The 24,668-nt window shown below is 56.6% G+C and carries 29 protein-coding genes, 1 tRNA gene and 1 pseudogene; 23 read left to right on the top strand and 8 right to left on the bottom strand.

Going from position 1 to position 24,668, the window contains the following annotated elements; all coding sequences use genetic code 11:
* Positions 1 to 6: 6 nt before the first annotated feature.
* Genes ROLI_RS12225 through ROLI_RS12215 form a run of 3 tightly spaced genes read right to left on the bottom strand, consistent with a single transcriptional unit; the run spans position 7 to position 2,812 of the window.
* The gene (locus ROLI_RS12225) at positions 7 to 561 is read right to left on the bottom strand and encodes a TadE/TadG family type IV pilus assembly protein (RefSeq protein ID WP_187429596.1); all 555 of its coding nucleotides are present in this window, start codon (positions 559 to 561) and stop codon (positions 7 to 9) included.
* The gene (locus ROLI_RS12220; protein ID WP_187429597.1) at positions 558 to 1,094 is read right to left on the bottom strand and encodes a TadE/TadG family type IV pilus assembly protein; all 537 of its coding nucleotides are present in this window, start codon (positions 1,092 to 1,094) and stop codon (positions 558 to 560) included. The genes ROLI_RS12225 and ROLI_RS12220 overlap by 4 nt, the downstream gene beginning before the upstream one ends.
* Positions 1,091 to 2,812 carry a TadE/TadG family type IV pilus assembly protein gene (locus tag ROLI_RS12215; RefSeq protein WP_187429598.1) on the bottom strand — a complete coding sequence of 574 codons (1,722 nt, stop codon included), beginning with the start codon at positions 2,810 to 2,812 and terminating at the stop codon, positions 1,091 to 1,093. The genes ROLI_RS12220 and ROLI_RS12215 overlap by 4 nt, the downstream gene beginning before the upstream one ends.
* Positions 2,813 to 3,204: 392 nt before the next feature.
* On the opposite strand from ROLI_RS12215, the gene ROLI_RS12210 reads away from it, so the two are divergent.
* Positions 3,205 to 4,590, top strand: coding sequence for a Glu/Leu/Phe/Val dehydrogenase (locus ROLI_RS12210; RefSeq protein WP_187429670.1), 1,386 nt, complete (start codon positions 3,205 to 3,207; stop codon positions 4,588 to 4,590).
* A 93-nt stretch (positions 4,591 to 4,683) separates the two neighbouring features.
* Positions 4,684 to 5,274, top strand: coding sequence for a DUF6151 family protein (locus ROLI_RS12205; protein ID WP_187429599.1), 591 nt, complete (start codon positions 4,684 to 4,686; stop codon positions 5,272 to 5,274).
* A gap of 298 nt (positions 5,275 to 5,572) precedes the next feature.
* Here the strand turns inward: ROLI_RS12205 and ROLI_RS12200 are convergent, their stop codons facing one another.
* Positions 5,573 to 5,926, bottom strand: a complete 354-nt coding sequence (locus ROLI_RS12200) for a hypothetical protein (RefSeq protein WP_187429600.1) — start codon at positions 5,924 to 5,926, stop codon at positions 5,573 to 5,575.
* A gap of 286 nt (positions 5,927 to 6,212) precedes the next feature.
* Between ROLI_RS12200 and ROLI_RS12195 the strand changes: the two genes are divergently transcribed.
* The 5 genes from ROLI_RS12195 (at position 6,213) to ROLI_RS12175 (ending at position 7,538) form a co-directional block, all read left to right on the top strand.
* Positions 6,213 to 6,494, top strand: coding sequence for a hypothetical protein (locus tag ROLI_RS12195; RefSeq protein WP_187429601.1), 282 nt, complete (start codon positions 6,213 to 6,215; stop codon positions 6,492 to 6,494).
* Positions 6,485 to 6,613 (top strand): hypothetical protein, encoded by a 129-nt coding sequence (locus tag ROLI_RS12190; RefSeq protein ID WP_262386461.1) that lies wholly within the window; start codon positions 6,485 to 6,487, stop codon positions 6,611 to 6,613. The genes ROLI_RS12195 and ROLI_RS12190 overlap by 10 nt, the downstream gene beginning before the upstream one ends.
* A 34-nt stretch (positions 6,614 to 6,647) precedes the next feature.
* Positions 6,648 to 6,953 carry a hypothetical protein gene (locus tag ROLI_RS12185; protein ID WP_187429602.1) on the top strand — a complete coding sequence of 102 codons (306 nt, stop codon included), beginning with the start codon at positions 6,648 to 6,650 and terminating at the stop codon, positions 6,951 to 6,953.
* A 125-nt stretch (positions 6,954 to 7,078) separates the two neighbouring features.
* Positions 7,079 to 7,312, top strand: a complete 234-nt coding sequence (locus tag ROLI_RS12180) for a hypothetical protein (protein ID WP_187429603.1) — start codon at positions 7,079 to 7,081, stop codon at positions 7,310 to 7,312.
* Entirely contained in the window at positions 7,305 to 7,538 is a 234-nt protein-coding gene (locus ROLI_RS12175) for an RNA-binding protein (RefSeq protein ID WP_187429604.1), read from the top strand. Before ROLI_RS12180 ends, ROLI_RS12175 begins: the two co-directional genes overlap by 8 nt.
* On the opposite strand, the gene ROLI_RS12170 is transcribed toward ROLI_RS12175, so the two are convergent.
* Both ROLI_RS12170 and ROLI_RS12165 read right to left on the bottom strand, forming a co-directional pair.
* Positions 7,535 to 8,728: an ImmA/IrrE family metallo-endopeptidase gene (locus ROLI_RS12170; RefSeq protein ID WP_187429605.1), complete on the bottom strand. Its 1,194-nt coding sequence runs from the start codon at positions 8,726 to 8,728 to the stop codon at positions 7,535 to 7,537. The genes ROLI_RS12175 and ROLI_RS12170 overlap by 4 nt on opposite strands.
* On the bottom strand, positions 8,725 to 9,390 hold the full coding sequence (locus ROLI_RS12165) for a hypothetical protein (RefSeq protein ID WP_187429606.1): 666 nt from the start codon (positions 9,388 to 9,390) through the stop codon (positions 8,725 to 8,727). Before ROLI_RS12165 ends, ROLI_RS12170 begins: the two co-directional genes overlap by 4 nt.
* 129 nt (positions 9,391 to 9,519) lie before the next feature.
* On the opposite strand from ROLI_RS12165, the pseudogene ROLI_RS12160 reads away from it, so the two are divergent.
* The 8 genes and pseudogenes from ROLI_RS12160 (at position 9,520) to ribD (ending at position 17,883) form a co-directional block, all read left to right on the top strand.
* A pseudogene (locus tag ROLI_RS12160) lies at positions 9,520 to 10,409 on the top strand (IS1 family transposase).
* Positions 10,410 to 10,469: 60 nt separating this feature from the next.
* Positions 10,470 to 12,428 carry a DNA primase gene (dnaG, locus tag ROLI_RS12155; protein WP_187429607.1) on the top strand — a complete coding sequence of 653 codons (1,959 nt, stop codon included), beginning with the start codon at positions 10,470 to 10,472 and terminating at the stop codon, positions 12,426 to 12,428.
* A gap of 122 nt (positions 12,429 to 12,550) precedes the next feature.
* Positions 12,551 to 14,536 carry an RNA polymerase sigma factor RpoD gene (rpoD, locus tag ROLI_RS12150; RefSeq protein ID WP_187429608.1) on the top strand — a complete coding sequence of 662 codons (1,986 nt, stop codon included), beginning with the start codon at positions 12,551 to 12,553 and terminating at the stop codon, positions 14,534 to 14,536.
* Between the two features lie 115 nt (positions 14,537 to 14,651).
* Positions 14,652 to 15,263 carry a VPLPA-CTERM sorting domain-containing protein gene (locus tag ROLI_RS12145; protein ID WP_187429609.1) on the top strand — a complete coding sequence of 204 codons (612 nt, stop codon included), beginning with the start codon at positions 14,652 to 14,654 and terminating at the stop codon, positions 15,261 to 15,263.
* Between the two features lie 223 nt (positions 15,264 to 15,486).
* Positions 15,487 to 15,768, top strand: a complete 282-nt coding sequence (locus ROLI_RS12140; RefSeq protein WP_187429610.1) for an HlyU family transcriptional regulator — start codon at positions 15,487 to 15,489, stop codon at positions 15,766 to 15,768.
* Positions 15,769 to 15,776: 8 nt separating this feature from the next.
* Complete coding sequence (locus ROLI_RS12135) at positions 15,777 to 16,190, top strand: secondary thiamine-phosphate synthase enzyme YjbQ (protein WP_187429671.1); 414 nt, start codon at positions 15,777 to 15,779, stop codon at positions 16,188 to 16,190.
* Between the two features lie 131 nt (positions 16,191 to 16,321).
* Positions 16,322 to 16,789 (top strand): transcriptional regulator NrdR, encoded by a 468-nt coding sequence (gene nrdR / locus ROLI_RS12130; RefSeq protein WP_187429611.1) that lies wholly within the window; start codon positions 16,322 to 16,324, stop codon positions 16,787 to 16,789.
* Positions 16,786 to 17,883, top strand: coding sequence for a bifunctional diaminohydroxyphosphoribosylaminopyrimidine deaminase/5-amino-6-(5-phosphoribosylamino)uracil reductase RibD (gene ribD, locus ROLI_RS12125; RefSeq protein WP_316247432.1), 1,098 nt, complete (start codon positions 16,786 to 16,788; stop codon positions 17,881 to 17,883). The genes nrdR and ribD overlap by 4 nt, the downstream gene beginning before the upstream one ends.
* 251 nt (positions 17,884 to 18,134) lie before the next feature.
* Here the strand turns inward: ribD and ROLI_RS12120 are convergent, their stop codons facing one another.
* Positions 18,135 to 19,235 carry a polysaccharide biosynthesis/export family protein gene (locus ROLI_RS12120; RefSeq protein ID WP_187429673.1) on the bottom strand — a complete coding sequence of 367 codons (1,101 nt, stop codon included), beginning with the start codon at positions 19,233 to 19,235 and terminating at the stop codon, positions 18,135 to 18,137.
* Between the two features lie 410 nt (positions 19,236 to 19,645).
* On the opposite strand from ROLI_RS12120, the gene ROLI_RS12115 reads away from it, so the two are divergent.
* From ROLI_RS12115 to ROLI_RS12090, 6 genes are all read left to right on the top strand, one after another.
* Complete coding sequence (locus ROLI_RS12115) at positions 19,646 to 20,245, top strand: riboflavin synthase (protein ID WP_187429612.1); 600 nt, start codon at positions 19,646 to 19,648, stop codon at positions 20,243 to 20,245.
* Between the two features lie 70 nt (positions 20,246 to 20,315).
* On the top strand, positions 20,316 to 21,440 hold the full coding sequence (gene ribB, locus ROLI_RS12110) for a 3,4-dihydroxy-2-butanone-4-phosphate synthase (RefSeq protein ID WP_187429613.1): 1,125 nt from the start codon (positions 20,316 to 20,318) through the stop codon (positions 21,438 to 21,440).
* Between the two features lie 3 nt (positions 21,441 to 21,443).
* Entirely contained in the window at positions 21,444 to 21,995 is a 552-nt protein-coding gene (locus tag ROLI_RS12105) for a 6,7-dimethyl-8-ribityllumazine synthase (protein WP_187429614.1), read from the top strand.
* The gene (gene nusB / locus ROLI_RS12100) at positions 21,992 to 22,474 is read left to right on the top strand and encodes a transcription antitermination factor NusB (protein WP_187429615.1); all 483 of its coding nucleotides are present in this window, start codon (positions 21,992 to 21,994) and stop codon (positions 22,472 to 22,474) included. Before ROLI_RS12105 ends, nusB begins: the two co-directional genes overlap by 4 nt.
* A 61-nt stretch (positions 22,475 to 22,535) precedes the next feature.
* Positions 22,536 to 22,766 carry a hypothetical protein gene (locus ROLI_RS12095; protein ID WP_187429616.1) on the top strand — a complete coding sequence of 77 codons (231 nt, stop codon included), beginning with the start codon at positions 22,536 to 22,538 and terminating at the stop codon, positions 22,764 to 22,766.
* Between the two features lie 556 nt (positions 22,767 to 23,322).
* Positions 23,323 to 23,781 (top strand): MmcB family DNA repair protein, encoded by a 459-nt coding sequence (locus ROLI_RS12090; protein ID WP_187429617.1) that lies wholly within the window; start codon positions 23,323 to 23,325, stop codon positions 23,779 to 23,781.
* On the opposite strand, the gene ROLI_RS12085 is transcribed toward ROLI_RS12090, so the two are convergent.
* A complete protein-coding gene (locus tag ROLI_RS12085) occupies positions 23,778 to 23,975 on the bottom strand; it encodes a DUF6324 family protein (RefSeq protein WP_187429618.1) in 198 nt (65 codons plus the stop codon). The two genes, ROLI_RS12090 and ROLI_RS12085, sit on opposite strands and share 4 nt — an antisense overlap.
* Before the next feature lie 80 nt (positions 23,976 to 24,055).
* Here ROLI_RS12085 and ROLI_RS12080 point away from each other — a divergent pair, with 80 nt between their 5' ends.
* Together ROLI_RS12080 and ROLI_RS12075 are read left to right on the top strand one after the other, a co-directional pair.
* Positions 24,056 to 24,568, top strand: a complete 513-nt coding sequence (locus tag ROLI_RS12080) for a GNAT family N-acetyltransferase (RefSeq protein WP_187429619.1) — start codon at positions 24,056 to 24,058, stop codon at positions 24,566 to 24,568.
* A 12-nt stretch (positions 24,569 to 24,580) separates the two neighbouring features.
* Positions 24,581 to 24,657: transfer RNA gene (locus ROLI_RS12075), tRNA-His, on the top strand.
* Positions 24,658 to 24,668: the final 11 nt, after the last annotated feature.

The following is a 24,668-nucleotide window of genomic DNA, read 5'->3' as shown; positions in this document are numbered from 1 at the left end:
GCGCCCTCAGGCCTCCCAGCCCACCGAGGGCGAATAGCGCGGCCGCGTGAAGGTGAAATTATGCAATGTCCGCTCGGCCATCCCGATCTTGAACACGGGGCTGAACCCGGACCATGTTTCCACCACAATCACCGTGGCCGTGTCATACATCACCGGCAGATAGGCGTGCCAATCCCTGACCGTCTCGGTGGTAAGGACCCCGTCCGCGCCGCGCTGCTGTGACCAGAGCACGGAATATTCATCCTCTTCGGCGTCATAACTCACACTGGTGACGCGAATGGCGGTGGCGGTATTAGAGCGCACTAATGTGTTAAAAACCGAGTGCGATCCATCGATGAAGGCGGCATTCACAACGGCCTGTCGAGAGATCAGATCCGCGACGGTAAAGGCGGCTTTCTGGTTGATCGTCTGCTCTTTGAAGGCATCGAAATAGGTGTACATCGCCATATGCGTCCAGAACATCAGCGGGCATATGATCACGAATTCGATTGTGACATTGCCCTCTTCACCGCGCGCAAAACGCTTGACCCAAAGGCGCAGGGTTTGCAGCGCGGCGATCATTGGTTGGGTTCCTGCACAAAGGCCGACATGGCGGTCATGCGGGGCAGGCCCTCTTGTTGGTCAAATTCAAATCCCAGACCGGTTGTGGGGATGACGGGATCAAACACCAGACAGGCGCGGATCAGCATCAGATCGTGATTGCCCCCCTGAACAAAGGTGCGCGGCGGGTTGACCTCTTCGCTGGTGTCCACGCAATCCGCGGTCGGGGGCAGCCCGACAAACCCCGTCGGCGTGATCGGGGTCATTTCCAGTTTCAACCGGTTCACGCAATCGGGCAGGAACGGGGCCTGATCGCAGACCATCTGTTTCAATTCATCATGCTGGGGCGCGTTGCCGGTGCTCAGGCGCACAGAGCGCACGGCGATCTCCAGCCCCCGTTCCATCCACATCTGGCGCATCGAATAGATACCCAACTCGATGGAGGAGAGGAATATCGTGAAGATCAGCGGCACGAGGATCACGAATTCGATAGCCATTTGCCCGTCTTCCTCGCGGGCAAACCGGCCCAGATGCTTTTTGGCGCAACGGTTCATTGCGTGAGCCTCAACTGGGTGATCTCATGTGCAATAGCGGTGAAGGCATCGGCGATTTCCAGGCCATCGACATCGAAATAATGGCTGGCCGAACTGGCGCAGTTCTTCAGGACCGTTTGGCCATTTTCCGGGGCCTCGAAACCGATGGTGAACACCACCACACCGGCTTCTTTGGCCTGATCGCAGATGTCGTCTGTGCGGGTGTTCTTGGTGGTTGAACCGACGCTGTCAAAGACGTTGTAATACCATCTGTTGGCGGCACCCGACTGCCAGTCGCTGTAGTTCTGATAATAATTCTCCCGGATCGGGGTGTGCGCCCAGAGGCCTGGAAAGCTGATATTATACGCCCCGCCATTTGCCGCATCCGGTTCGCAGTTCCAATCGTCGCGGTTTCTCGAATTAGACGGGTTGTCACAGCCATAGGGCGCGCGTCCCCAACGGTCGTTCCCCTGCACATTTCCGTCGCCGTCCGTGTCGAAATGGCGCGAATAATAGAACCGCTGATTCTCCGCGTCATAAGCGGAATATGTCTGCTCGCGCGTGTTCCACCAGATGTCGGTCTGGCCTGCGCGGTAGCCTTCCTCGATGTAATACTGGCTGGTGTTTTCGCCATCCGTCATCAGCACGATGACCTTTAGGTATTCGTCGGAATCATAGGGGGCGGGGCGCGCGTCAAATTGGGCCGACACGGTGTTATCCGTAATGAGGTCATCCACCAGCGGTTGCAGGCTCGGGTCCAGCAACGCGGTCCCCCATTTCATCCCGATGTCGATGGAGGTATTGCCGCGTGCCGTGAGCGCGTCGATGTAGTTTTTCAAGATGTCGCGATCCTTTTGCAGGACCAATATTTCACGTGCGTCATTCGCTTCGCAAACGGGCCTCGAGACCAGCGCATGCGGGTTGGCGTATCGCCCGTCACCCTGGCTCAGCGCGCTTCGATAGGTCCAGGGATCAAAATGCATCGTGCGTTCATAAGGCGTCACGGCGGGCGCACCGGCCTCCGGCGAGGGCAGGCGCATCGCCGCCGTGTCAAAATCATCCGCCGTGAAATTGATGCAGTTAGAATGGGCGTTGATCCCCTCCAGATCAAAAACATCGGCGACATTATCGGGGATGGAGACCTGCGTGGCATAGGGGATGATCGAAATGGCCATGCGCCCATCCAGGCTGTTGTTGACGACTTGATCGACAAAATCCTTGGCCGCTTTTTTCAGGTTCACCAATCGGCTGTTGGAATTCATCGAACCCGACACGTCCAGCACCAGCGAAATCTCCAGATTGCTCACGACCTCCTCGGCCCGGCCGGACACATAGAGCGGCAAATCATTGACGCCGGTCATCGCCATATAGGGCGAAGCGGTGCGCGCGCGCGCCGAAGCGGACACCGTGCGGAAGTAATTGGTTGGCAGGTTGTCTCCCGGCGTCACCGTGACCGCGCCGAGATATTCGCTGATCCCGGCCTTTTCGAAATAATCCGTGACCACCACCTGAGGATCGAGCGTCTGTTGCAAATCGGCGGCTGCCAGAATCGCGCGGTCCAGCGTGTTCTGAACCTTCACCCGTTCCATTTCATTGCGCATGAGGTCCACCGCAATGCCGCAAACCATCAATAGCATGAACATCATGAAGATAGTGAAGAGCGTCAAAACACCGTCCTCGGCACGCCAAAACAGGGCTATCCTTTTGCGGATCAGACGTTTTGTGGGTTTGGGCTGCACGCAGGCTCCTGTCTTTGCGGGGCCGCTCGAGTGAGGTCGCGGCACCGCAAGGTGTTTCATGAACTCAACGAGTATCAGGGGCATTTGTGGCGAAAACCGGGCGAAGGAGGGGGCGGGAGATCGGAATTTAGTTCGGTTTTAGATCACCTTGAACAGGTTTTGACGTCTCAAAACTCCGGTAAAGCGCGGCAGCCATCTGTTTTTACGCAGAAAACTACGGTTTTCCGGGTAAAATTCATTTCATTTTCATGAAACGCCCAAAAAACTGGCAAAGAACGACTCGCCAACCTAGGGTGGCATTGTCGCCAAATTCGAAACACTGATTTTCCAGCAGGAGAAAGACATTGAACCAGCACAGCAAAGAACCAAGCTTCAGAGAAAGCGTCGATCAGATGTTCAACCGGGCGGTCAGCCTGATGGATTTGTCGCCGGGGCTGGAGGAAAAGATCCGCGTTTGTAACGCGACCTACACTGTGCGCTTCGGTGTGCGCCTGCGCGGCAAGATCCAGACCTTTACCGGCTATCGCTCGGTGCATTCCGAACATATGGAACCGGTCAAGGGCGGCATCCGGTTTTCGCTTGGTGTCAATCAGGATGAGGTCGAGGCGCTCGCAGCCCTGATGACCTATAAATGCGCGCTGGTGGAGGCCCCCTTTGGCGGCTCCAAGGGCGGGTTATGTGTCGATCCGCGCGAATATGATGAACATGAGATGGAACAGATCACCCGGCGGTTTGCCTATGAGTTGATCAAGCGTGATCTGATCAACCCCAGCCAGAACGTGCCCGCCCCCGACATGGGAACAGGCGAGCGTGAAATGGCCTGGATCGCGGATCAATACAAGCGCATGCACACGACCGACATCAACGGCAACGCCTGTGTGACAGGCAAACCGATCAACGCAGGCGGTATCGCGGGCCGTGTCGAGGCGACGGGTCGCGGTGTTCAATATGCGTTGCGGGCGTTCTTTCGTGACGACACAGGCGTCAAGAAAGCCGGGATGAGCGGTGATCTGGATGGCAAGCGGGTCATCGTGCAGGGGCTTGGCAACGTGGGCTATCACGCGGCGAAATTTCTGGACGAAGAAGACGGCTGCACGATTGTTGGCATCATCGAGCGCGACGGGGCGTTGTTCAACCCGGAGGGGCTGGATGTTGACCGGGTGCGTGACTGGATTGCCAAGCACGGCGGCATCGCGGGGTATTCCGACATGCATATGGTTAAGGAGGGCGCAAAAGTGCTGGAGGAGGAATGCGACATTCTGATCCCGGCGGCGCTTGAAGGTGTGATCAACCTCGGCAATGCCGACCAGATCAAGGCCCCGCTGATCATTGAGGCAGCCAATGGGCCGGTGACGGCGGGCGCGGATCAGATCCTGCGCGAAAAGGGCGTGGTGATGATCCCGGACATGTATGCCAACGCGGGCGGGGTGACGGTGAGTTACTTCGAGTGGGTCAAGAACCTCAGCCACATCCGCTTTGGCCGGATGGGCCGGCGCCAGGAGGAATCGCGTCACCAGTTGTTGCTGGACGAACTTGAACGTCTGAGCAAGGACAAGGAGCTTGGCTGGTCGTTGAGCCCGGGCTTCAAAGAGCAATATCTGCGCGGCGCGGGCGAGTTGGAACTGGTGCGCTCGGGTCTGGATGACACCATGCGTATTGCCTATCAGTCCATGGCCGAGGTCTGGCATTCGCGCGATGACGTCGGTGATCTGCGCACCGCTGCCTATCTGGTGGCCATCGGCAAGGTCGCGGCCAGCTACCGCGCCAAGGGCTTGTGACAAGATCCAAGCAGCCTTAGATACAATGTGAAATGCGGCGCGGCGTCCAACAGGGACGCTGCGCGGTATGAACATTCATCCAAGGGGTCGGGCATGACGGACGACGTGGATTTCTCCTGTACCTGCGGTACGTTAAAGGGCGTGTTGCATGATGTGTCGCCCGAAACCGGGTGTCATCTGATCTGTTATTGCCAGGATTGTCGCGCCTTTGCGCGCCATATGGGGCGCTTGGGCGCGCTGGAACCGGGCGGCGGCACGCCATTGGTGCAAGTGCTGCCCGCCAAGATAGAGATCACGGATGGGGCGGAGCATATCGCCTGTTTGCGCATGGGTCCCAAGGGGTTGCATCGCTGGTATGCGGCGTGTTGCAACACGCCGCTGGCCAATACGGTGGGCACGCCAAAAATGCCACTGGCCGGGATGTGGCGCCCGCTTTTTGCCCGGATTGACGCCTTTGGCCCGGTCACAACGCAGGGATTTACCAAAATGGCGCTGCCTGAAATGGGCCGGCCCCGCAAAGACAGGGGGCTGGCGCGCATGATGGGCGGGCTGATCAAGCGCTCCCTGTCGGCCTATATGTCCGGGACAGCGCGTAAAAGCCCGTTTTTTGAGCAAAACGGCACGCCGGTTACCCCCCCCCAGGTCCTGAGCGATACAGATCGCAAAGCGGCCTACAGCGAATAACTTTTTCCCACGCCCGAAGGTGTTTCGCAACGTGCGGGTGTGGTTCGGGTCATGGACCCTCTCTGGTCCATTTGTGAGGCTTCGGAAAGGCGAAGGGGGTATTCCCGACCTGCCCGCCCTCTCGAGACGGACGACAATGAAGAACGGTTAACGTGAAACTGCGCAAACGGGCGAAGGTTGGTAAGAAAATCATACCAGAAATACGTAAGATGTTATATTAAAAAGACTTTTGTGAATGCGTTCAGATTGCGCTGTTCACGACATGCCCGCCATCAGGCAGGATCATGTAACTGCGGCTTTACAGTCTCGCATAGATCCGAGCCAAGTGTTTGTCATTTGGATTGTACTGCGGACGTGGCGCGGTAAATGAAGGGCCAATCTGAATCGGTCCCATCTCTGCCAAATGAAAAAGACGCCAGCCCTTGTTGATCTGGTAGGCTCTCAGTGCTTCATGCCCTTGCGTGTCACACCCGTAGCAATGCGGTTCTACGGTGCGGCTCTCGTCGTCATAGTAAAACGAAAGTGTCTGCGTGTTGTTGATGGCGTCAATAATGAACCGGTTCATATCTTGAATCTCGCAGCAATGAAGTTTGAACGCTATCTTACCCTCTGGGTTTGGCAAAGATACAATCGCCATAATTTGCATGAGCATGATTTTGGACCGTATAAGAGCGATTGACCTTGAGAGCGAACAAGAGGGCGCGCGATGTGGCTGACCTTGATTGCCGTCAAACCCGTGATTGCGAACAAACCATTAAGGCGGGTAGCCGCGCGATGTCTGGTTGTTGGAGCCCGACGGTGCATTTGAGACGCCAGGTGAGCGGAGGTCCGCAAGGGCGCGAGGCGATTGCAAAAATTGAACCGACGCCCGAGGGCGATCCCCGGTCTGGTTGTCGCCGGAGGCCTGAAACGGGTATTTTACCACCGCCGCCTGTCTGATGGCCGGAGCCGCAGTGGCTAAGGGTTTCATCGCGGATATTGGCCTGACAACGCCGCGTCGGCCTTTGCCTAAAGCGAAAGATGGAGATGCAATCTCTCTCGCTCCAGGCTGTGCCGCGCCTCGGCTCGATTTTCAGAACGATGTGACTGTAAAAGTCGTGCAGCAGGCAGCCACTGAGAACTTCCGTTTGCTCGAACACATGGAACGCTACACCAGCAGGACCGGCGCGCAGCATATTTCAAACGCGGGCCGACAGAGCGGGCCCAGATCATGCATATGAACGGCGCGATCACGCGCATCGGGGTGGATACCTTACCGACCCTCTTGTTTCGACCCATGGCGGCGACCGTGGAGCGTGAGGTCAAAGAGGCTATGGAAGCTGTGGGCGCGCGCGGATAAGATGGGTGCGACATACCAATGACGGAGACTGCAAATGTTGCGATATTCACTGGCCTGCGTGCTTGGCCTGACGGCTTTTCCTGCCCTCGCGCAAAGCGAAAAAGAAGTGAGCTGCACGTATCAGGCACAGGTCGTTGGCGCGATCAAACAGGCGCGCCTTGACCGTGTTCCGGAGCGCAAACTACAAGCCACCTTGGCGGAAAGCGCGACATGGCCGGAAAAATACAACAATATCATCCCGATCGTCGCCCCCTCAATCTATGAAAAGAAACGCCGCGATCTGCGCGATGAAGACCTCGCCGGCTGGTGGCAGGAGCAATGCATGGCGCTGGAGCAGTAATTTCGCGCGCGATGCACGCTCCGAGCTCAAGCAAAGGCGCGGGTAGTGTCTCAGTTTGAAATTTGAAGTTTATCCGGTCTGATCCTATGTTATGCCTAGCGCAAAGCATACGGATGGAACGCTACATGAATATTTACACATTACAGGTTGGCTCAGGGCAAGACAACGACATGCAGTCCTTGGTGCATTCAGAAACCGTTGGCGGCGAAGACCTGACCGACGCCATAGGAAAGGCTAAAAAAATTGTGCGGTCTGGCACTTGGGGGCCAGATGCTAATTTAGTCCGACTCCTGCACGAAACTGGAGAGGACAGCAAAGTGATGTGTTTCAGGCCAATGGAGGCTGTCCGCGATGCCTAAAGGACCGAAAGGCGAAAAGCGCCCCGCTGATGCCATTGGCCTTGCCGTGATGATAGGCAAGATCGCAACTGGCGAAGTTGACGGCGAAACCCCAGATGATGGCAAAGACCCCGCTGCTAAGGCAATGGGGTCTAAAGGTGGTAAGGCGCGGGCCGCGAAGCTATCACCTGAGCAACGGTCAGATATTGCTAAGAAGGCCGCAGCGAAGCGCTGGGATAAGAACTAGACTTTATCTCTGTTAAAAAGCGTCACAACATTGTCGTCCGAAATAACGCTACTCTTAAGCTTAGGTTCAGCGCGAATGCGGGTTGTCGAGCCTAAACTCCCAGTTGGAAGGCCTGCAATCTCTTCTAGGTCGTCCAAGGGGTAAGGAAGGTCTGAAGTTATTTCATCTTGAGTCTTCACGCCTGCCTCAATCAACATCTCAAAACTGCGCTTCATCAAGTAAGGTGTTTCCTTTTCAGTCTTTCCATCAAACGGCTCGCCTTTCCGCCAGCCGCGCCGCGTGTAGTTCATCCACATCCTTTTAACAGATGCATCATCAAGCAAGTCTAACGACTTACAGCGCATAATCATTGCACCTACAGAAACGCCCCAGCGCTCCTTCATGCTCAGCATTCCATCAAGAGTCGGGGAATACAGTTCATCCAAAAAATCCGTTTCAGGTAAAAGCATATAACTCGCGAAAGTATCAGCCTGCTTTTCCAATAACTTATACGTTGCCCTGTTATTTAGCTGACTTGGGGTCACATTCTTGTGGATTAAGATATGGCATAATTCGTGTAGAGCGTCGAAGCGTTGCCGGACAGCGCTCGCCTTGTCGCGTGACAAGAGCATGAACGGGATACCAAACTTATCAGACCACTGAGAGAATGCGTCCACTTTCTCTGCCCGAACATGAATTCTTGAAACGAGAATTCCGGATTCTTCTATATGCTCTAAGCAATTTGTCATTGGACCACTGCTTATGCCCCATTGTGATCTTACTGAGATTGCAAGGTTCTCAATGTCGTCAAGGGTTATATTGAGCGGGTCGATTTGATCTAAATCTGTCTGTGGAAGGCTCAGATCAGGGAAGTCAAAAAACTCCCCCAGATAGTCAACAATTTCCTTCATCCATTCCAGCCTGACTTTCGCTCGATCCAGCGAGATCGTCTGTGCCGAGAGCTTAGATCGGAAAAAAACAGGCTTCTGATCTGTCTCGTCAACTGGGCGAAAGAAAAACTGAGTGGGAAAATGCAATACATTAACAAAGCGATCAACGACGTCGCGTCTGGGCGTTTGATGCCCGTTTTCATACTTAGAGATCGACTGTGAACTCACATTCGTCATATCTCCCAGGTCGGCGGCAGTGATCGCCCTAGCTCTACGTGCTTGGGACAATCGAGCGCCAATGAAACCTGCTGCGATGCTCATTCTGTACCTGTATCTTTTCTCTTCGGGTCTCTTTTCCAAGTTGGCGCAGGAATTGCAATGCTTGGTGTCGCAACGGAAGGATATTCCGCGAGAAGTTCCGCGATGGAAACTTCTAAGGCAAATTTTCTCATGCAGCCGTAAGGAACACAAAGCTGGATGGACCCAAGCTTTTGCTTTTCCTCCTCAAAGATCGCTCCAACTGGATTATGGGCAAACAATCCATAAAAATTGCGTGGTTTGAAAATCTCAGCGTCATCTTCAAGCGGTAACTGGGGGATATTTGAGGTTTTTGCCAAGGTGTCCCGGAACTTTGCCGGATTTGGCAAACAGCCCATCTTCTGAACGTAAGATTGAGTTACTCCGAAATCGCCAGCCGTCACGTAAGTATATTGCCAATCGTTCTCCGCCAAAGGTTTGGCTGTGTATGGAATGCCAAACTTCTCCGCTGACTTAGCCAATTCATAGTCCATCCGAAAGCACCGGGCTTGCCGCAGCATATGAATGCGCTGCTCTAGTAGAGTGGTTTTACTATGGGATACTTCGGCAAAGGTTTCCAGATAGGCTCGCTCGCAGCGCTTCATCAAATCTTCAAGCATTGCCTTTGGAAAGGATTTAACTGCTTGAGCCTTAATGTGCGCCTTCAATACGTCGATATCTTCCAAAGCTATTGCCCTTGTATGATTTGCCTGATACGTCGTAATTTGTTTACAGCTTAAAGTTTAATGCGTCAATCTGGAAAATACATGCAGTTCTCTCTTGAGCCTAAGCATAAAAGTTCATATTAAATGGGTATGAACAAACTTTATACCAAAACCCGCACAATGATCCTGAACATGATGGTTGAAGGCAATTCAATGCGCTCAAACAGCTGCGTGGTGGGCGTATCAATCAACACAGTCACAAAGCTGTTGATCGAAGCTGGTGAGGCTTGCGCCAAGTATCACAACAACACAGTGCGCAACGTCAAAACAACACGCGTTGAATGTGATAAAATCTGGTCTTTCGTTTACGCCAAAGCCAAAAACGTAGAGGATGCAAAATCAGCCCCAGACGGTTCTGGTGACGTGTGGACGTGGACCGCAATCGACGCCGATAGCAAAATGATCCTATCTTATGAAGTTGGTGACCGTTCAGGCGATACAGCTTACGAGTTCATGGTTGATCTGGCGTCACGCTTGTCAAACCGCGTTCAACTCACCGCAGACGGTCACAAGGCCTATCTGGACGCCGTAGAGGGCGCATTTGGTGGCGACTAGACTACGCGATGCTGGTTAAGCAGTATGGTGGCACCACAGGCCAGCAGGGGCATGAAAAGAAGTATTCGCCCGCTTGATTTACAGGGTCACGCAAAGAGCAAGTTTTTGGTGAGCCAATTGAGGAATTGGTCAGCACGTCATATGTAGAGCGTCAGAACTTTTCTATGGGCATGGGGATGCGTCGCTTTACACGCCTGACCAACGGTTTTAGCAAGAAGCTGGAAAACCACGTAAACATGCTTTCCCTGTAATTTGTGCATTACAACTTTGTTCGCATCCACAAGACATTGAAAATGACCCCGGCAATGGCGGCGGGCGTATCTGACACGTTGCATGATATGGAATGGATTGTTAACTTGATCGATGAAGCGGCACCCGCACCCAAGAAACGTGGTCCCTATAAGAAAAAAGATATTTCAAACTGAGACACTACCAAGGCGCGCCGCGCACTGGACTCTTAAAGGTGCAAGCCCGATATAGAGAGCATGAGCCTGCCACCCGGATTTCTCGACGAATTGCGCACCCGAATGAGCCTGACGCAGGTGGTCGGGCGCAAAGTCATATGGGACCCGCGGAAATCCAACCAGGGCAAGGGCGACATGTGGGCCCCGTGCCCGTTCCATCAGGAGAAATCCGCCAGTTTCCACGTCGATGATCGCAAGGGGTTTTATTACTGCTTTGGCTGTCATGCCAAAGGCGATGCGATCTCCTTTGTGCGCGAAACGGAAAACGTCGGCTTTATGGAGGCGGTGGAGATCCTGGCGCGCGAGGCCGGGATGCCGATGCCTGCGCGGGATCCGCAAGCGCAACAAAAGGCCGACAAACGCACGCAATTGGCCGAAGTTATGGAGCAGGCGGTCAAGTTTTTCCGCCTGCAACTGAATACGGGGGCCGCGGCTGAGGCGCGCGCCTATCTGGAGCGGCGCGGCTTGAGTGCTGCGGTGCTGGAGCGTTGGGAAATCGGCTTTGCACCGGATCAATGGCAGGCGCTCTGGGATCACCTCAAGGCCAAGAACGTGGAGGATCAACTGATCCTGGATGCCGGTCTGGCCAAGCCCTCCTCCAAGGGCGGCAAACCCTATGACACGTTTCGCGGGCGCATCATCTATCCGATCCGGGACGCACGCGGGCGCGCGATTGCCTTTGGCGGGCGGGCGATGGACCCCAATGACAACGCCAAATATCTGAACTCGCCGGAAACCGAACTCTTTGACAAGGGGCGCAGCCTTTATAATCAGGGACCGGCGCGCACGGCTGCGGGCAAAGGCCAGCCCTTGATCGTGGCCGAAGGCTATATGGATGTAATCGCGCTCGCCTCCGTGGGGTTCGAGGCGGCGGTCGCGCCTCTGGGCACCGCCATCACCGAAAACCAGTTGCAAATGCTGTGGCGGATTGCGCCCGAACCCATCATTGCGCTGGATGGGGACACGGCGGGGCTGCGCGCGGCGATGCGGTTGATCGATCTGGCGCTGCCGCTGGTGGAGGCCGGGCAATCCTTGCGCTTTGCGATCATGCCGACGGGCAAGGACCCGGATGATTTGCTGCGCGAGCAGGGCGCGGGTGCGTTGCAAAAGCTGCTGGATGAGGCGATGCCGATGGTGCGCCTGCTGTGGCAGCGCGAGACAGAGGGGCGAGTGTTTGACAGCCCCGAACGCAAGGCAGCGCTCGATAAGACCCTGCGCGACAAGATCATGACGATCAAGGACCCGTCCATCCGCAGCCATTACGGGCAAGAGATCAAAGACCTGCGCTGGCAGCTTTTCCGCCCGCAACGCGCACCTCACAAAGCGCGAGGCGGTTTTACCGGGGGCAAATGGATACCGCCGAAACTTGGTGCGACGTCGACGGCGAAATCCTCGGTGCTGGCTTTGTCTGAGCAGATGAACGACACGGATCATCTGCGCGAGGCGGTCATTCTGGCCGTGCTGACGATGTGCCCTGAGGTAATTGAAACCTTCGAATCCGGTATCGAACAGATGCGTTGTTCGGACCCGCTTCACGCGCGATTGCGTGATCTGCTGCTGCGCCATATGGATGTGAGTGCTGACGAATTGGCTGACCGAATATCTGATGTTCTTGGGGGCCAGGCTCTTGAAAACCTGATTAAACAACGCCATGTCGCCATAGTCCCCTGTATTCGTAACCCTGGGGGTGTTGAGGCTGCACGCATGACGGTCGCGGAAGAGCTCGCCAAGTTACATAGCGCGCGGGGGCTCGATGCGGAAATTGCCGAAGCTGTGGAGGACTTGAGCGGTGTTGCGGATGAGGGGCTGACGTGGCGTCTTTCGGAGGCCGCAAAAGCTGCCGATATCGCGCGCCGGAGCGGACAGGAGGACAGGGCGGAATACGATATGGGCGAAAACGGAGCCCGAATCAGTCGTGCCGAACGGAGTACTTTTGACGCCCTTTTAGACACTATTAAGCACCACAAACCGGACGGTTAACCATATTTGAACGCGAAACATTCAGAAAAAGACGGTAGACGGGTGGCCGAATCGCCCAAAACCATTAGATGATTCCCAAATGATTCGGTCGAGCGAATCGTTGATACCCTTAGGAGCACCGCATGGCCGCTAAAGACAGCAACACGGAAGCAAAACCGGACGACCAGGAAGCGGGCCATTCTCTTGATATGAGCCAGACTGCCGTCAAGAAGATGATCGGTGAGGCGCGTGAGAAAGGGTATATCACCTACGACCAGCTCAACACGGTTTTACCCCCCGATCAGGTCAGTTCTGAGCAGATCGAGGACGTGATGTCGATGCTCTCTGAAATGGGCATCAATATCATCGAGGACGAGGACGCCGAGGAAGAGGAAGCCAAGGGCTCCACTGAGCTGGCGACGACTGAGGGCACGCGTGAAATCACGCTGGGCTCCGGCACCTCCGAGAAGCTCGATCGCACCGATGATCCGGTGCGTATGTATCTGCGCGAAATGGGGTCGGTTGAGCTCTTGAGCCGTGAGGGCGAGATTGCCATCGCCAAGCGGATCGAGGCGGGGCGCAACACGATGATCGCCGGGCTTTGCGAAAGCCCGCTGACGTTTCAGGCGATCACCATTTGGCGCGACGAACTTCTCTCCGAGGATATCCTGCTGCGCGACGTGATCGATCTGGAGGCCACCTTTGGCAACCAGATGGATGAAGAAGGTGCTGTGGACGAGCCCATTGTGGCGGCGGATGGCACCACGGTAAAGAAAGAAGAAGAGGCCAGCCCGGAACTGGACGCTGACGGCAATCCGATTGCCCAGGACGATGACGATGATGAGGATGAGCAGGCCAATATGTCGCTGGCCGCGATGGAGGCCGCCCTTAAGCCGCAAGTGCTTGAGGCGCTCGATATCATCGCCGATGATTACGTCAAACTCTCCGAGATGCAGGACAGCCGGATTTCCGCGACCCTGAACGAGGATGGCAGTTTCACCGGGGCGGATGAGGCGCTTTATCAGAAGTTGCGCGCCGAGATTGTTTTGTTGGTCAATGAGTTGCACCTGCACAACAACCGTATCGAGGCTTTGATTGATCAGCTTTACGGCATCAATCGCCGCATCATGCAGATTGACAGTGCGATGGTGAAGCTGGCGGATCAGGCGCGCATCAACAGGCGTGAATTCGTCGATGAATACCGCGGCTATGAACTGGATCCGAACTGGATGGAGCGGATGGCCGAAAAGGCCGGGCGCGGCTGGCAGATGTTCATTGAGCGCTCCGCAGATAAGGTCGAGGAATTGCGCACCGATATGGCGCAGGTTGGTCAATACGTCGGTCTGGACATTTCCGAATTCCGCCGCATTGTGCAGCAGGTCCAGAAGGGCGAAAAAGAAGCGCGTCAGGCCAAGAAGGAAATGGTCGAAGCCAACCTGCGTCTGGTGATCTCGATTGCCAAGAAATACACCAACCGTGGCTTGCAATTCCTTGATCTTATTCAGGAAGGCAACATCGGGCTGATGAAGGCCGTGGATAAGTTTGAATACCGTCGTGGGTATAAATTTTCCACCTATGCGACCTGGTGGATCCGCCAGGCGATCACGCGCTCCATCGCGGATCAGGCGCGCACGATCCGTATTCCGGTGCATATGATCGAGACGATCAACAAGCTGGTGCGCACGGGTCGCCAGATGTTGCACGAGATCGGCCGCGAGCCGACGCCCGAAGAATTGGCCGAAAAGTTGCAAATGCCGCTGGAGAAGGTCCGCAAGGTGATGAAAATCGCCAAGGAACCGATTTCTCTGGAAACGCCGATTGGTGATGAGGAAGACAGCCAGCTTGGTGATTTCATCGAGGATAAGAATGCTGTGCTGCCGCTGGACAGCGCCATTCAGGAGAACCTCAAAGAGACCACGACACGCGTATTGGCGTCCCTGACGCCGCGTGAGGAACGTGTGTTGCGTATGAGGTTTGGCATTGGGATGAACACGGACCATACGCTGGAAGAAGTAGGCCAGCAGTTCAGCGTAACACGCGAACGCATCCGCCAGATCGAAGCAAAAGCGCTGCGCAAGCTCAAGCATCCGAGCCGGTCGCGGAAATTGCGGTCTTTCCTTGATCAATAATCCTTTGGGGATTGTGACGTCAAAGTGACTTGGTGAGGGTTAACAAACGTTAAGAATTGCTTGTGGTCGCGTGAAGAAAGAGGTATTTTCTTGGTGTTTAGTCCAAGAGGGTACCATGAAAACTTTATTTTTATCGACAATATCGGCGATGATGATCGCCGGAGGCGTAAGTGCTGCGTCAATTACATTTACCGAAAATCAAGGCACGCAAGCGAACGGTTTGGATGTGCCTGCAGGCAGAAGTGTTGTAACGAACCTGACAGATGGCGATGTCGACACATTTTATTCTTTGGGCATTGGTGGCTCACTGACGGCCAGCATTGCGCCACAGCTCATCGCCGGGGCTTCTCTGATTGAGGTAACCTTCAATAACACCCCGAGTTTTCCTGAATCCGCACAGGTTTATCTTGGTATTGACACATCTGGAATACTGCTAGGTGAGCTGTTCAATTTCGCGAGCGGCGTGTCATCCACGAGCGCAAACGGCGCGTCGATCATCACAGCACCCAATACGCCGAGCACGGGGCGCACGTCCTTCGTGATCGACCTTGGCGTCAATAGCGGGTCGGCGTTGACGTTTGTTGACACGACATCGGGCACAGGTAACAAGGACGGGTTTGATATCGCTGAGTTGAGCATTGCTGCGGTGCCTTTGCCAGCGGCTGGTCTCCTCTTACTTGCTGGTATCGGCGGACTGGCTGCCGTTGGTCGCCGTAAAAAATCCTGATAGGATTTGGTTTTAGACTTTTAGGAAGGCGTCACTCAGGTGGTGCCTTCCTTGTTTTGAGCATTGTGCAAATTTGAGATTTCATCCTCTGAGATGGCTTCGGTAATTGTTTTGCTCAGAGGTCGAACACATCAAACGTCGTTTGGGAGTTTATTGTCTTAGTGTTTCGGGTTGTGTTCGTTGCATAGCGGGCTAATCTTTTTGCCAGCGAAAAGGAGAGGCCATGTCATTTTTGAAAAAACTCTTCGGCGGCGGCGGGGGTGTTAGTACCGCGCCCGAAGCCTCTACCGAAACTTATGAAGGCTACCACATTACGGCCAAGCCGGTTGCGGAGGGCAATAGTTTCCGCGTAAGCGCTTTGATCGAAAAAGAAATTGCGGGCGAGGCCAAGAGCCACGAGCTTATTCGCGCCGATACCGTGCAAGGGCTGGAGGAGGCGCAGAAAGCCTGTTTCCGCAAGGCCAAACAGGTGATCGACGAGCAGGGGGAGCGGATTTTTCGGTGACCCAAGACCTGCCCGGCGAGATCAGCATCACCACCGACGGGCCGGGTCTTTATGAGTTCACCGACCGCCTGCGCCCCCATCTCAAGGGCTCGGGGCTGCTCACGCTTTTCATCCGTCACACCTCTGCGAGTTTGCTCATTCAGGAAAACGCCGATCCCGAAGTCCAAACCGACCTGACAGAATTCTTCGCGCGCCTGGTCCCACCGGCGACGCATTCGTCCATGTCCTATCTGACCCATACCTATGAGGGGCCGGACGACATGCCCGCCCATATCAAGGCCGCGCTATTGCCCACGCATCTTTGCATTCCGGTGCAGGAGGGGCGCATGGTGCTTGGGACATGGCAAGGTGTTTACCTCTTTGAGCACCGCACGCGCCCCCATGAACGCCGTGTTGTACTGTCGTTTCTGCGCAACGGCTGAGACGGCTTGGCGCTACTACATCTGGACCCGCATTTCCCCTCTACCCAAAACCTAGCCGCTCCCCTATAACTGTGGATAAGTGGGGCGATGATCCTACAATCAGAGGCGGATAACAAAAAGGGGGACGGCCCATGCGCTGCCCGTTTTGCGGAAATATTGACACTCAGGTAAAAGACAGCCGACCTGCGGAGGATCATGTTTCGATCCGGCGGCGGCGGTTCTGTCCGGCCTGTGGCGGGCGGTTTACCACCTATGAACGCGTGCAGCTGCGTGATCTGGTGGTCATCAAATCTTCGGGCAAGCGCGAGGATTTTGACCGCGATAAACTCGAACGTTCGATCCGCATTTCCATGCAGAAACGCCCGATTGATCCCGAGCGGATCGACCAGATGATCTCGGGTATCGTGCGTCGTCTTGAGAGCATGGGCGAGACCGACATCGGCTCCAAGCAGATCGGCGAGATTGTGATGGAAGCGCTGGCGCGGATCGACACCGTGGCCTATGTGCGGTTTGCCAGCGTGTATAAGAACTTTCAGGCGGCCGATGATTTCGATAAATTCGTCAGCGAGTTACGCCCCGACGTCCCGCCCGAAGAGTGAGCGAAGCGCGACGTTTCATGGCGCTGGCCCTGTCTTTGGGGCGGCGCGGGCTGGGGCGGACCTGGCCAAACCCGGCGGTGGGTTGCGTGATCGTCAAGGACGGGCGCATCCTTGGGCGCGGCTGGACACAGCCGGGTGGGCGGCCCCATGCAGAAACCCAGGCGTTAACGCAGGCGGGCGATGCAGCGGATGGCGCAGATGTCTATGTCACGCTGGAGCCCTGCGCGCATCACGGCAAAACCCCGCCCTGCGCGCAGGCCTTGATTGATGCCAATGTGGGGGCCGTTCATGTGGCCACGCTTGATCCCGATCCGCGGGTGAACGGTCAGGGGTGTGAGATGCTGCGTGCCGCGGGCATACCCGTGAGCATGGGTCTGTTGGAGGCCGAGGCCCTGGCGGCCAATGCGGGGTTTTTTGCGCGCACCCAACGCGAGCGCCCCTTTGTAACCTTGAAATTGGCCAGCAGTTTTGACGGGCGCATTGCCACCGCGACAGGCGAAAGCCAATGGATCACCGGACCTGCGGCGCGTCGACAGGTGCATATGGCGCGCGCACGCCATGACGCGGTGATGATCGGCGGCGGCACAGCGCGCCATGACGATCCCAGCCTCACCGTGCGCGGGCTCGGCATAGATTGGCAACCGGCCCGTGTGGTGGTCAGCCGACGGCTGGATATTCCCTTGATGGGGGCGCTCGCGCGCAGTGCAAAGGACGTGCCGGTCGTGATCTGCCATGGCGGTGACGGTGACGCGGTGTTGCTGCGGACATGGCAGGATTTGGGCGCGATTCTGCTGCCCTGTGCGCTTAAAGGCGCGCAGCTTGACCCGCTGGATGTGTTGCAACAACTTGCCAAACACGGGTTGACGCGGGTGTTTTGTGAGGGCGGTAGCGCTTTGGCAGCGAGCCTAATCGAGGCGGATCTGGTGGATGAGCTGGTGGGGTTCACAGCAGGTGTGGCGATCGGTGCCGAAGGTTTGCCCGCCATTGGCGCGCTGGGTCTTGGGCAACTCGGTGATGCGCCGCGCTTTGAATTGGACGCTTGTCGCGCCATCGGGGCGGATATCATGCATGTTTGGCGCCGCCAAAGCATATAGCGAGTATCGCCCCAGATGCGCGGCTTGCGAAAAGGCCACTAGCTTTGCCAACAGTCAATTGCCCCGGACCGAGGCGCGGGTTCTCACTCTGCGCCAGTCGTTCAAGGACGACTTTGATCGGAGAGGCCAGTGCGCGGGTCAATGCAACGTGGGACGGCGCTTGATTTTGCGGATACGTGGCTGCGTCAGGAACCCGCCGTGATCGACATATAATCTGCGCTGCGCTCTCATCTGGTGCGCCATGAAACGGGTCAGTTCGCCAATGTGCTGATGTTGGCTGCGGGTGCGAGGAGGGAGCCAAAAACAGCCGCCACGGCTTTGTTCCACTGGCTGATCGGGGCCTCGGTGACATAAATCGTGTCGCCATCGCGGATCACGAAATCGCGGGCCACGAACATCCCGTTGGGTTTGGTGAGATCCAGCAGGTAGATCATCCGCTGGGGCCCATTCAGATCATCGCGCCCCAAGACGTCCGCTGCGATTTCGCTGGCTTCGTTGCGAAACACAAAGACGCCTGTCGGGTCGGATGTCGTGGAGACCAGCCCGCCCACCTGTGCGATGGCTTCGAGCGAGGACAGGTTTTGCGTGTCAAAGGAGACCCGCGCCTGCGTACCTGTCGCCCCCAGGGCGGTAAAGGCGCGTGTGTCCTCTTGGACAAGGATGCGATCACCGCCGCGCAGCGCGATGTCAATGCCTGGGTGATCATAAAGGTCCTGAAACCAGACACGGCTGCGTTGTGATCCGCGAATGACCGTAATTTGCGCAGCCTCCGGATCAATCGTGACCCCACCAGCCCGCGCGAGCATGGTGGACAGCGTGCGCGTGGGCCGCTCAATGGCATAGATGCCCTGCGCGCCAACCGCGCCCGTCAATGAAACAGTGGACCCATCCCCCGCCTCGCGGCGTACTTCGACCTGCGGGTCGGGCGTCTGCTCTTCGAGTTTGGCAGTGATGATGCGGCGAATGGCCTCGGGCGAATTCCCGGCGGCGCGAATGCGCCCGGCGTAGGGTACAAATATGAACCCATCGCCATCCACCTGCACGCTTTCAATCAGGGTTGCATTGCTGAGATCCCCGGCCAGCAGCCCTTGCTCGACGTTTTCCCAGATGGTCAGCCCCAGGATATCACCTGGTCGAATGGTGTCGGACCCGAGCTTGCGCGCGTCCTTGAAGCCCTGTGAAAATCCGATCGAGGGCACGGCGGCGGTGGCGCGGGTGACGTGATCGTTCACCGCGACGATAAATGCATCGCCTTGTTTTTGCACGGAACCTTCGAAAATCTGCTTCTTGCTGGGGCCAACCTGCGGCAGCGTACAGGCGACCAGCATGGCCAACGCCGTAAAAAGCGCCATGGGACGCACCCAACCGTATCCGGAGAATGTCACTGCGCGGTCTCCTCGACCTATTCGAATTCTGCCTCGCTTCGCCGACTTGTCGCGACGTAATCGTTTTATGATATCGCCAAACTCCGCAAAAATCCAGCAAGAGCAGGGGGCTGTGCTGTTTCACCCCCTGCACCTGTTGCCGATGGGTCGCGGTTTTTCCGATGGCGCTTTGATAGAGATCCTTTCCGCTCAGCATAAAATTGACCCGTGGGCGCAGAACCTGCCGCCGCTCCCTGCTGGCATAATCGCTGGCGTGCATCCAGCGGGGATCGCCGTCGTTCAGTGTCGAGGTATTTATAGGCTGGGTCAGGCTCGGGGTCTTGTCACCGATTTCGTGCGGGGCTAGGTCAAAGGCAACACAAAACAAAGGGCGCGCCATGTTCACCGGCATCATCACAGACATCGGAACGATCACCGTTTTGGTGCAAGAGGGCGATCTGCGCGCCCGTATTCGCACATCATATGACACCCGGAGCATTGATATCGGTGCGTCCATCGCGTCGGATGGTGTGTGTCTGACGGTGGTTGATCTGGGGCCTGACTGGTATGAGGTTCAGATCAGCGCGGAGACTGTCGAAAAGACCAACATCGGGCGCAACAACTGGGCCATTGGCAAGCGTGTCAATCTGGAACGCGCCCTGCGGGTGGGTGATGAGTTGGGCGGGCATATTGTGTCGGGCCATGTGGATGGTGTGGCCGAGGTCGTCTCCGTGATCGAGGAGGGGGACAGCACCCGCGTGACCCTGCGTGCACCGGATGCGCTGGCCCGCTTCATCGCGCCGAAGGGGTCGGTGGCGCTGAATGGGACATCGCTGACGGTCAATGACGTGTCGGGGGCCGAGTTCGGGATCAATTTCATTCCCCATACTAAAATTGCCACGACATGGGGCGATGTCGCGGTTGGGGATGCGGTTAATCTGGAGATCGATACATTGGCGCGTTACGTCGCGCGCCTGGCCGAAATGCCGCCTGCCTGAGCGCGGTGCGCGTCTGGTCATTGCTGTTGGCCTGGGATATGAGCCAGCCAAATCGAAGGAGAGGCGCGCCATGAGTTTTGAAACCCCCGGACCGGTCGAAACAGACCTCAGCGCCCGTATTTCGCCAACCTCTCAGATCATCGAGGATGCGCGGGCCGGTCGCATGTTCATTCTGGTGGATCATGAGGATCGCGAAAACGAAGGCGATTTGGTGATCCCGGCACAATTCGCCGATGCGGATGCGATCAATTTCATGGCGACGCATGGGCGTGGTCTGATCTGCATGCCACTGACGGCAGAGCGTATCGAAACGCTGGGCTTGCCGATGATGGCCGTGAACAACTCCTCGCGTCATGAAACGGCCTTCACCGTGTCCATTGAGGCGCGCGAGGGGGTCAGCACCGGGATTTCGGCCGCGGACCGTGCGTTGACGGTCGCCGTTGCCATCAATGAAGGCAAGGGGCAGGCGGATATCGCCACGCCCGGCCATGTGTTTCCGCTGCGTGCGCGTCAAGGCGGGGTTCTGGTGCGCGCCGGTCACACCGAGGCCGCCGTGGACATCAGCCGCCTGGCCGGGTTGCATCCTTCCGGTGTGATCTGCGAGATCATGAAATCCGATGGCGATATGGCGCGCCTGCCGGATCTGGTGGATTTTGCGAAGGAACACGGGCTGAATATCGGTACGATCAGCGATCTGATTTCCTATCGTCTCAAACACGACAACCTGCTGCGTCTGCGCGATGAGCGGACCGTTACCTCCGAATTTGGCGGGGAATGGCACATGCGGGTGTTTTCGGATGAGATCACCGGCACCGATCATGTGATGCTGTCCAAGGGCGATTTGACCACCTACGCGCCGGTTCTGGTGCGTACCCATGCGCTTAATGCGCTGGAAGATGTGCTTGGTCTTGGGCCTAGCCCGGCAGGGGAATTGCCGCGTGCGATGCAGATCATTGCCGAGGAAGGGCGCGGCGCGGTTCTGCTGTTTCGCGAACCGCATCCGAAACTGCGCCTTGAGGGGGATGAGGACGAGGGGCCGCGCACCATCAAACGCACCGGTGTCGGTGCGCAGATCATGTCGACGCTGGGGCTCAGCAACATCATTTTGCTGACCGACAGCCCGCAAACGAAATATACAGGGCTTGAAGCCTATAACCTGACTATCGTGGGCACGCGCCCAATCACTAAGGAATAGAGCATGGCCACAGCCGAACAACACCACGTCCTGGCGCGTCCGGAATTTGACGAACCGGTCAAGATCCTGATCGTCGTGGCCCCCTATTACAAGGACATCGCGGATAATCTGGTGGCGGGCGCGCAGGCAGAGATCGAGGCCGCAGGCGGCACCTGGGAGCTGGTCGAAATGCCCGGCGCGCTCGAAGTGCCATCGGCCATCGGCATCGCGGATCGACGCAGCAATTTTGATGGCTATGTGGCCCTGGGCTGCGTGATCCGGGGCGAGACGACGCATTATGAAACCGTATGCAATGACAGCAGCCGCGCCTTGCAATTGCTGGGGCTTCAGGGGCTTTGCGTGGGCAATGGCATCCTGACCGTGGAAACCCGCGTGCAGGCCGAAGTGCGCGCGGATGTCTTGGGGCAAAACAAAGGTGGCGGGGCGGCGGCGGCGGCCTTGCATCTCGTGGCGCTGGCCCGTAAATGGGGCTCCCAATCCAAGGGCATCGGGTTCAAGCCGGCAGGGCAGGACATCCAGATTGCCGGTTCCAACGACGGGTCCAAAACCGCATGACATCGCTTCACGGCAACCTCTCCGGCAACCAGCGCCGCAAAATGAAATCCGCCGCCCGCCTTTATGCGGTGCAGGCGCTGTTTCAGATGGAGCATTCCTCGCAGACCGTCGAAGTGGTGCGCCGGGAGTTCCTCGATCACCGTTTTGGGGCCACCTATGACGGCGATGAAATGCTCGATGGTGACATGGAGCTTTTTGCCGCCGTGCTGGAGGGGGCGGTCAATTATCAGGCCCCGATTGACCAGATGACGGACCGTGCGCTGGTGGCGAAATGGCCGCTGAAACGGATCGATCCGACGCTGCGCGCCTTGTTTCGCGCGGCGGGCGCGGAGCTGAACAACAAACAGACACCCCCAAAGGTGGTCATTACCGAATATGTCGATGTGGCGCGCGCGTTTTTTTCCGACGGCAAAGAGCCTCAATTCGTGAATGCGGTTCTGGATCACATGGCGCGCGAGGCCCGGCCAGAGGCGTTTTGACCCATTTGCTTTGCTGCGCAGCGGCGCTATTTCCTGATTTAACCCAAGGAATTGAAATGTAATGCCGCGCGTCGTCAGAGTCTATATCACCAGCGCAATCATCGGTTTTGGCGTCGCTGGCGCTTTTGTTGGGATGGTCATCGCCTTCAACGTCGTAAACCTGCGCCATCTGATTTTCACTTCCGACATCGGTATCATGGCCACGCTGGCGTTCTGGATTCTCAACGGGATCATGTTTTCCGGTGTGCAATTCGCGTTTAAGATGAATCAACTGGCTGACTCTTCAGAATGAGCGGGGAGATGCCGCTGCGCATTCTAAGGTTCCGTTGGCTCATTACGTATTTTCTGCGCGGATCGGCGCAATTCTGCTGGGTGCCCTCTGGACTTTTGGCGCTTAGGTGCCATCTTAAGGTCAAAGGAGAGCAGAAATGATTGAGTCCATCCTTCGCCTGATCCAGGGGCTGTTTGCGCAGCCACAGCAGGAAATGCTGCCGATCCCCATCCGTGTGGAAGAAAAGCGTCAATTTCCGACACGTCGCTAAGCGTCAAATCGCAGTTTATATTTAATAGGTCTGCGGGGTCGGTGTGACGGGCCCGCAGCAACCGTTTTGGTTTTATATTCCCGAGGACCTGTATGTACAGGTGGGCGCCAGGTAACCAGGCCAGGGCCAGGACAGAGCCAGCTCCCTCGGATTTGCTTAAGGCCACTGGAATGTAACCAGTCACGCGAAGAGCAGAACCCGTCACCCCCTACACCTAAGATCACCAAGGCAGGCCCACAAGGGCAAACCATCGTGTATTTCAACAATAGTCTTGCGTCATGTTCTTGATATGTTCATATTTTGAATATGGCACACCCGGATCTTCAAAACCTGCAACCCGGTCAGTTGCTGGCCCGAGGTACGGCGCGCCTGCTGTTTACCTATGGTTTCGCAAGCTTGGAGGAATTGGTGCCGACGCGCGGCTTGCGTGTCGACGTGACGGGTTTGGGCCCCAAGGGTGACATCTGGATCATCGAATGCAAGTCCAGCCGGGCGGATTTTCAGTCAGACCAGAAGTGGGAGGGGTATCTGCCATGGTGTGACCGGTTTTTCTGGGCGGTGGACGCGGATTTTCCGGTCGATCTTTTACCCCCGGACACGGGTTTGATCATTGGCGACGCTTATGGCGCGGAGATCATTCGCATGGGCCCTCAGGACCGTCTGGCACCGGCCCGGCGCAAAAACGTTATTCAAACCTTCGCAACGACAGCGGCACGCAGGCTGCATGATCTGCGCGACCCGGATCGCGCGACGCTGCGGGACTAGGAACGACCGCCTTGCATGGCACGGGCACGCCCGGCGGCCGCGACGATTTCCTCGGCGATTTCTTCGGCGTCATCGGGCGCAAAATCCATCGGGATTTCCACACCGTTCGCCTCGACATAGATGCGCACCATCCCCTTGTCTGTCGGGCCAATCTGCAAATTCGCCTCGATGTCGCTTTCGGAATCAATGCCCATGATCTGTCCTTTTTTGAAGTGGCCGCATCGCTAGCGCGGGCAGGGTTGAAACGCAAGCGCGCTTGCTTTCTTATCAGGTGATGGCACAGGTTCAAATACGCGCGTTCAGCGCAGAAGATCGTGATTGGCTGGTTGAGCAGCATGGCGTTCTTTATGCGCAAAACGAAGGGTTTGATGCCAGTTTCGGAACGCTTGTCGCAGAAATCATCGACGCGTTTTTAAGCGCGCATGACCCGCACCGAGAAGCCGGCTGGATCGCACAGCGGGGCGACGTGCGGTTGGGGTCGATTTTTTGCGTACGGCTGAATGAAACGACGGCCAAGTTGCGGCTCTTTCTGTTGGTGCCCGAAGCGCGGGGGCAGGGGTTGGGAAAGCAGCTTTTGTACACCTGCATGGAATTCGCAGAAAACCGTGATTACACGGGCATGCAGTTGTGGACACATGAAAGCCACCACGCGGCTTGCGCGCTCTATCAATCAACCGGCTGGAAGATGATCAGCAGTGAACCGGTCCATTCCTTTGGGCAGGATTTGGTGGAGCAGAGCTGGATCTATCGTTTTGACCCTCTTGCAATCTGTGAACCGGGCAGCTAAATCGAGCGTAGTGCCGCCTTAGCTCAGTAGGTTAGAGCGCCTGATTGTGGATCAGGAGGTCCCCCGTTCAAGCCGGGGAGGTGGTACCACTACCCTCCCT

The organism is Roseobacter fucihabitans (assembly GCF_014337925.2).
In the GTDB taxonomy this organism is placed as follows: Bacteria; Pseudomonadota; Alphaproteobacteria; order Rhodobacterales; family Rhodobacteraceae; genus Roseobacter; species Roseobacter fucihabitans.
Note: the sequence above shows the minus strand (reverse complement) of the source record. Positions and strands in the feature narration are given on the sequence as shown.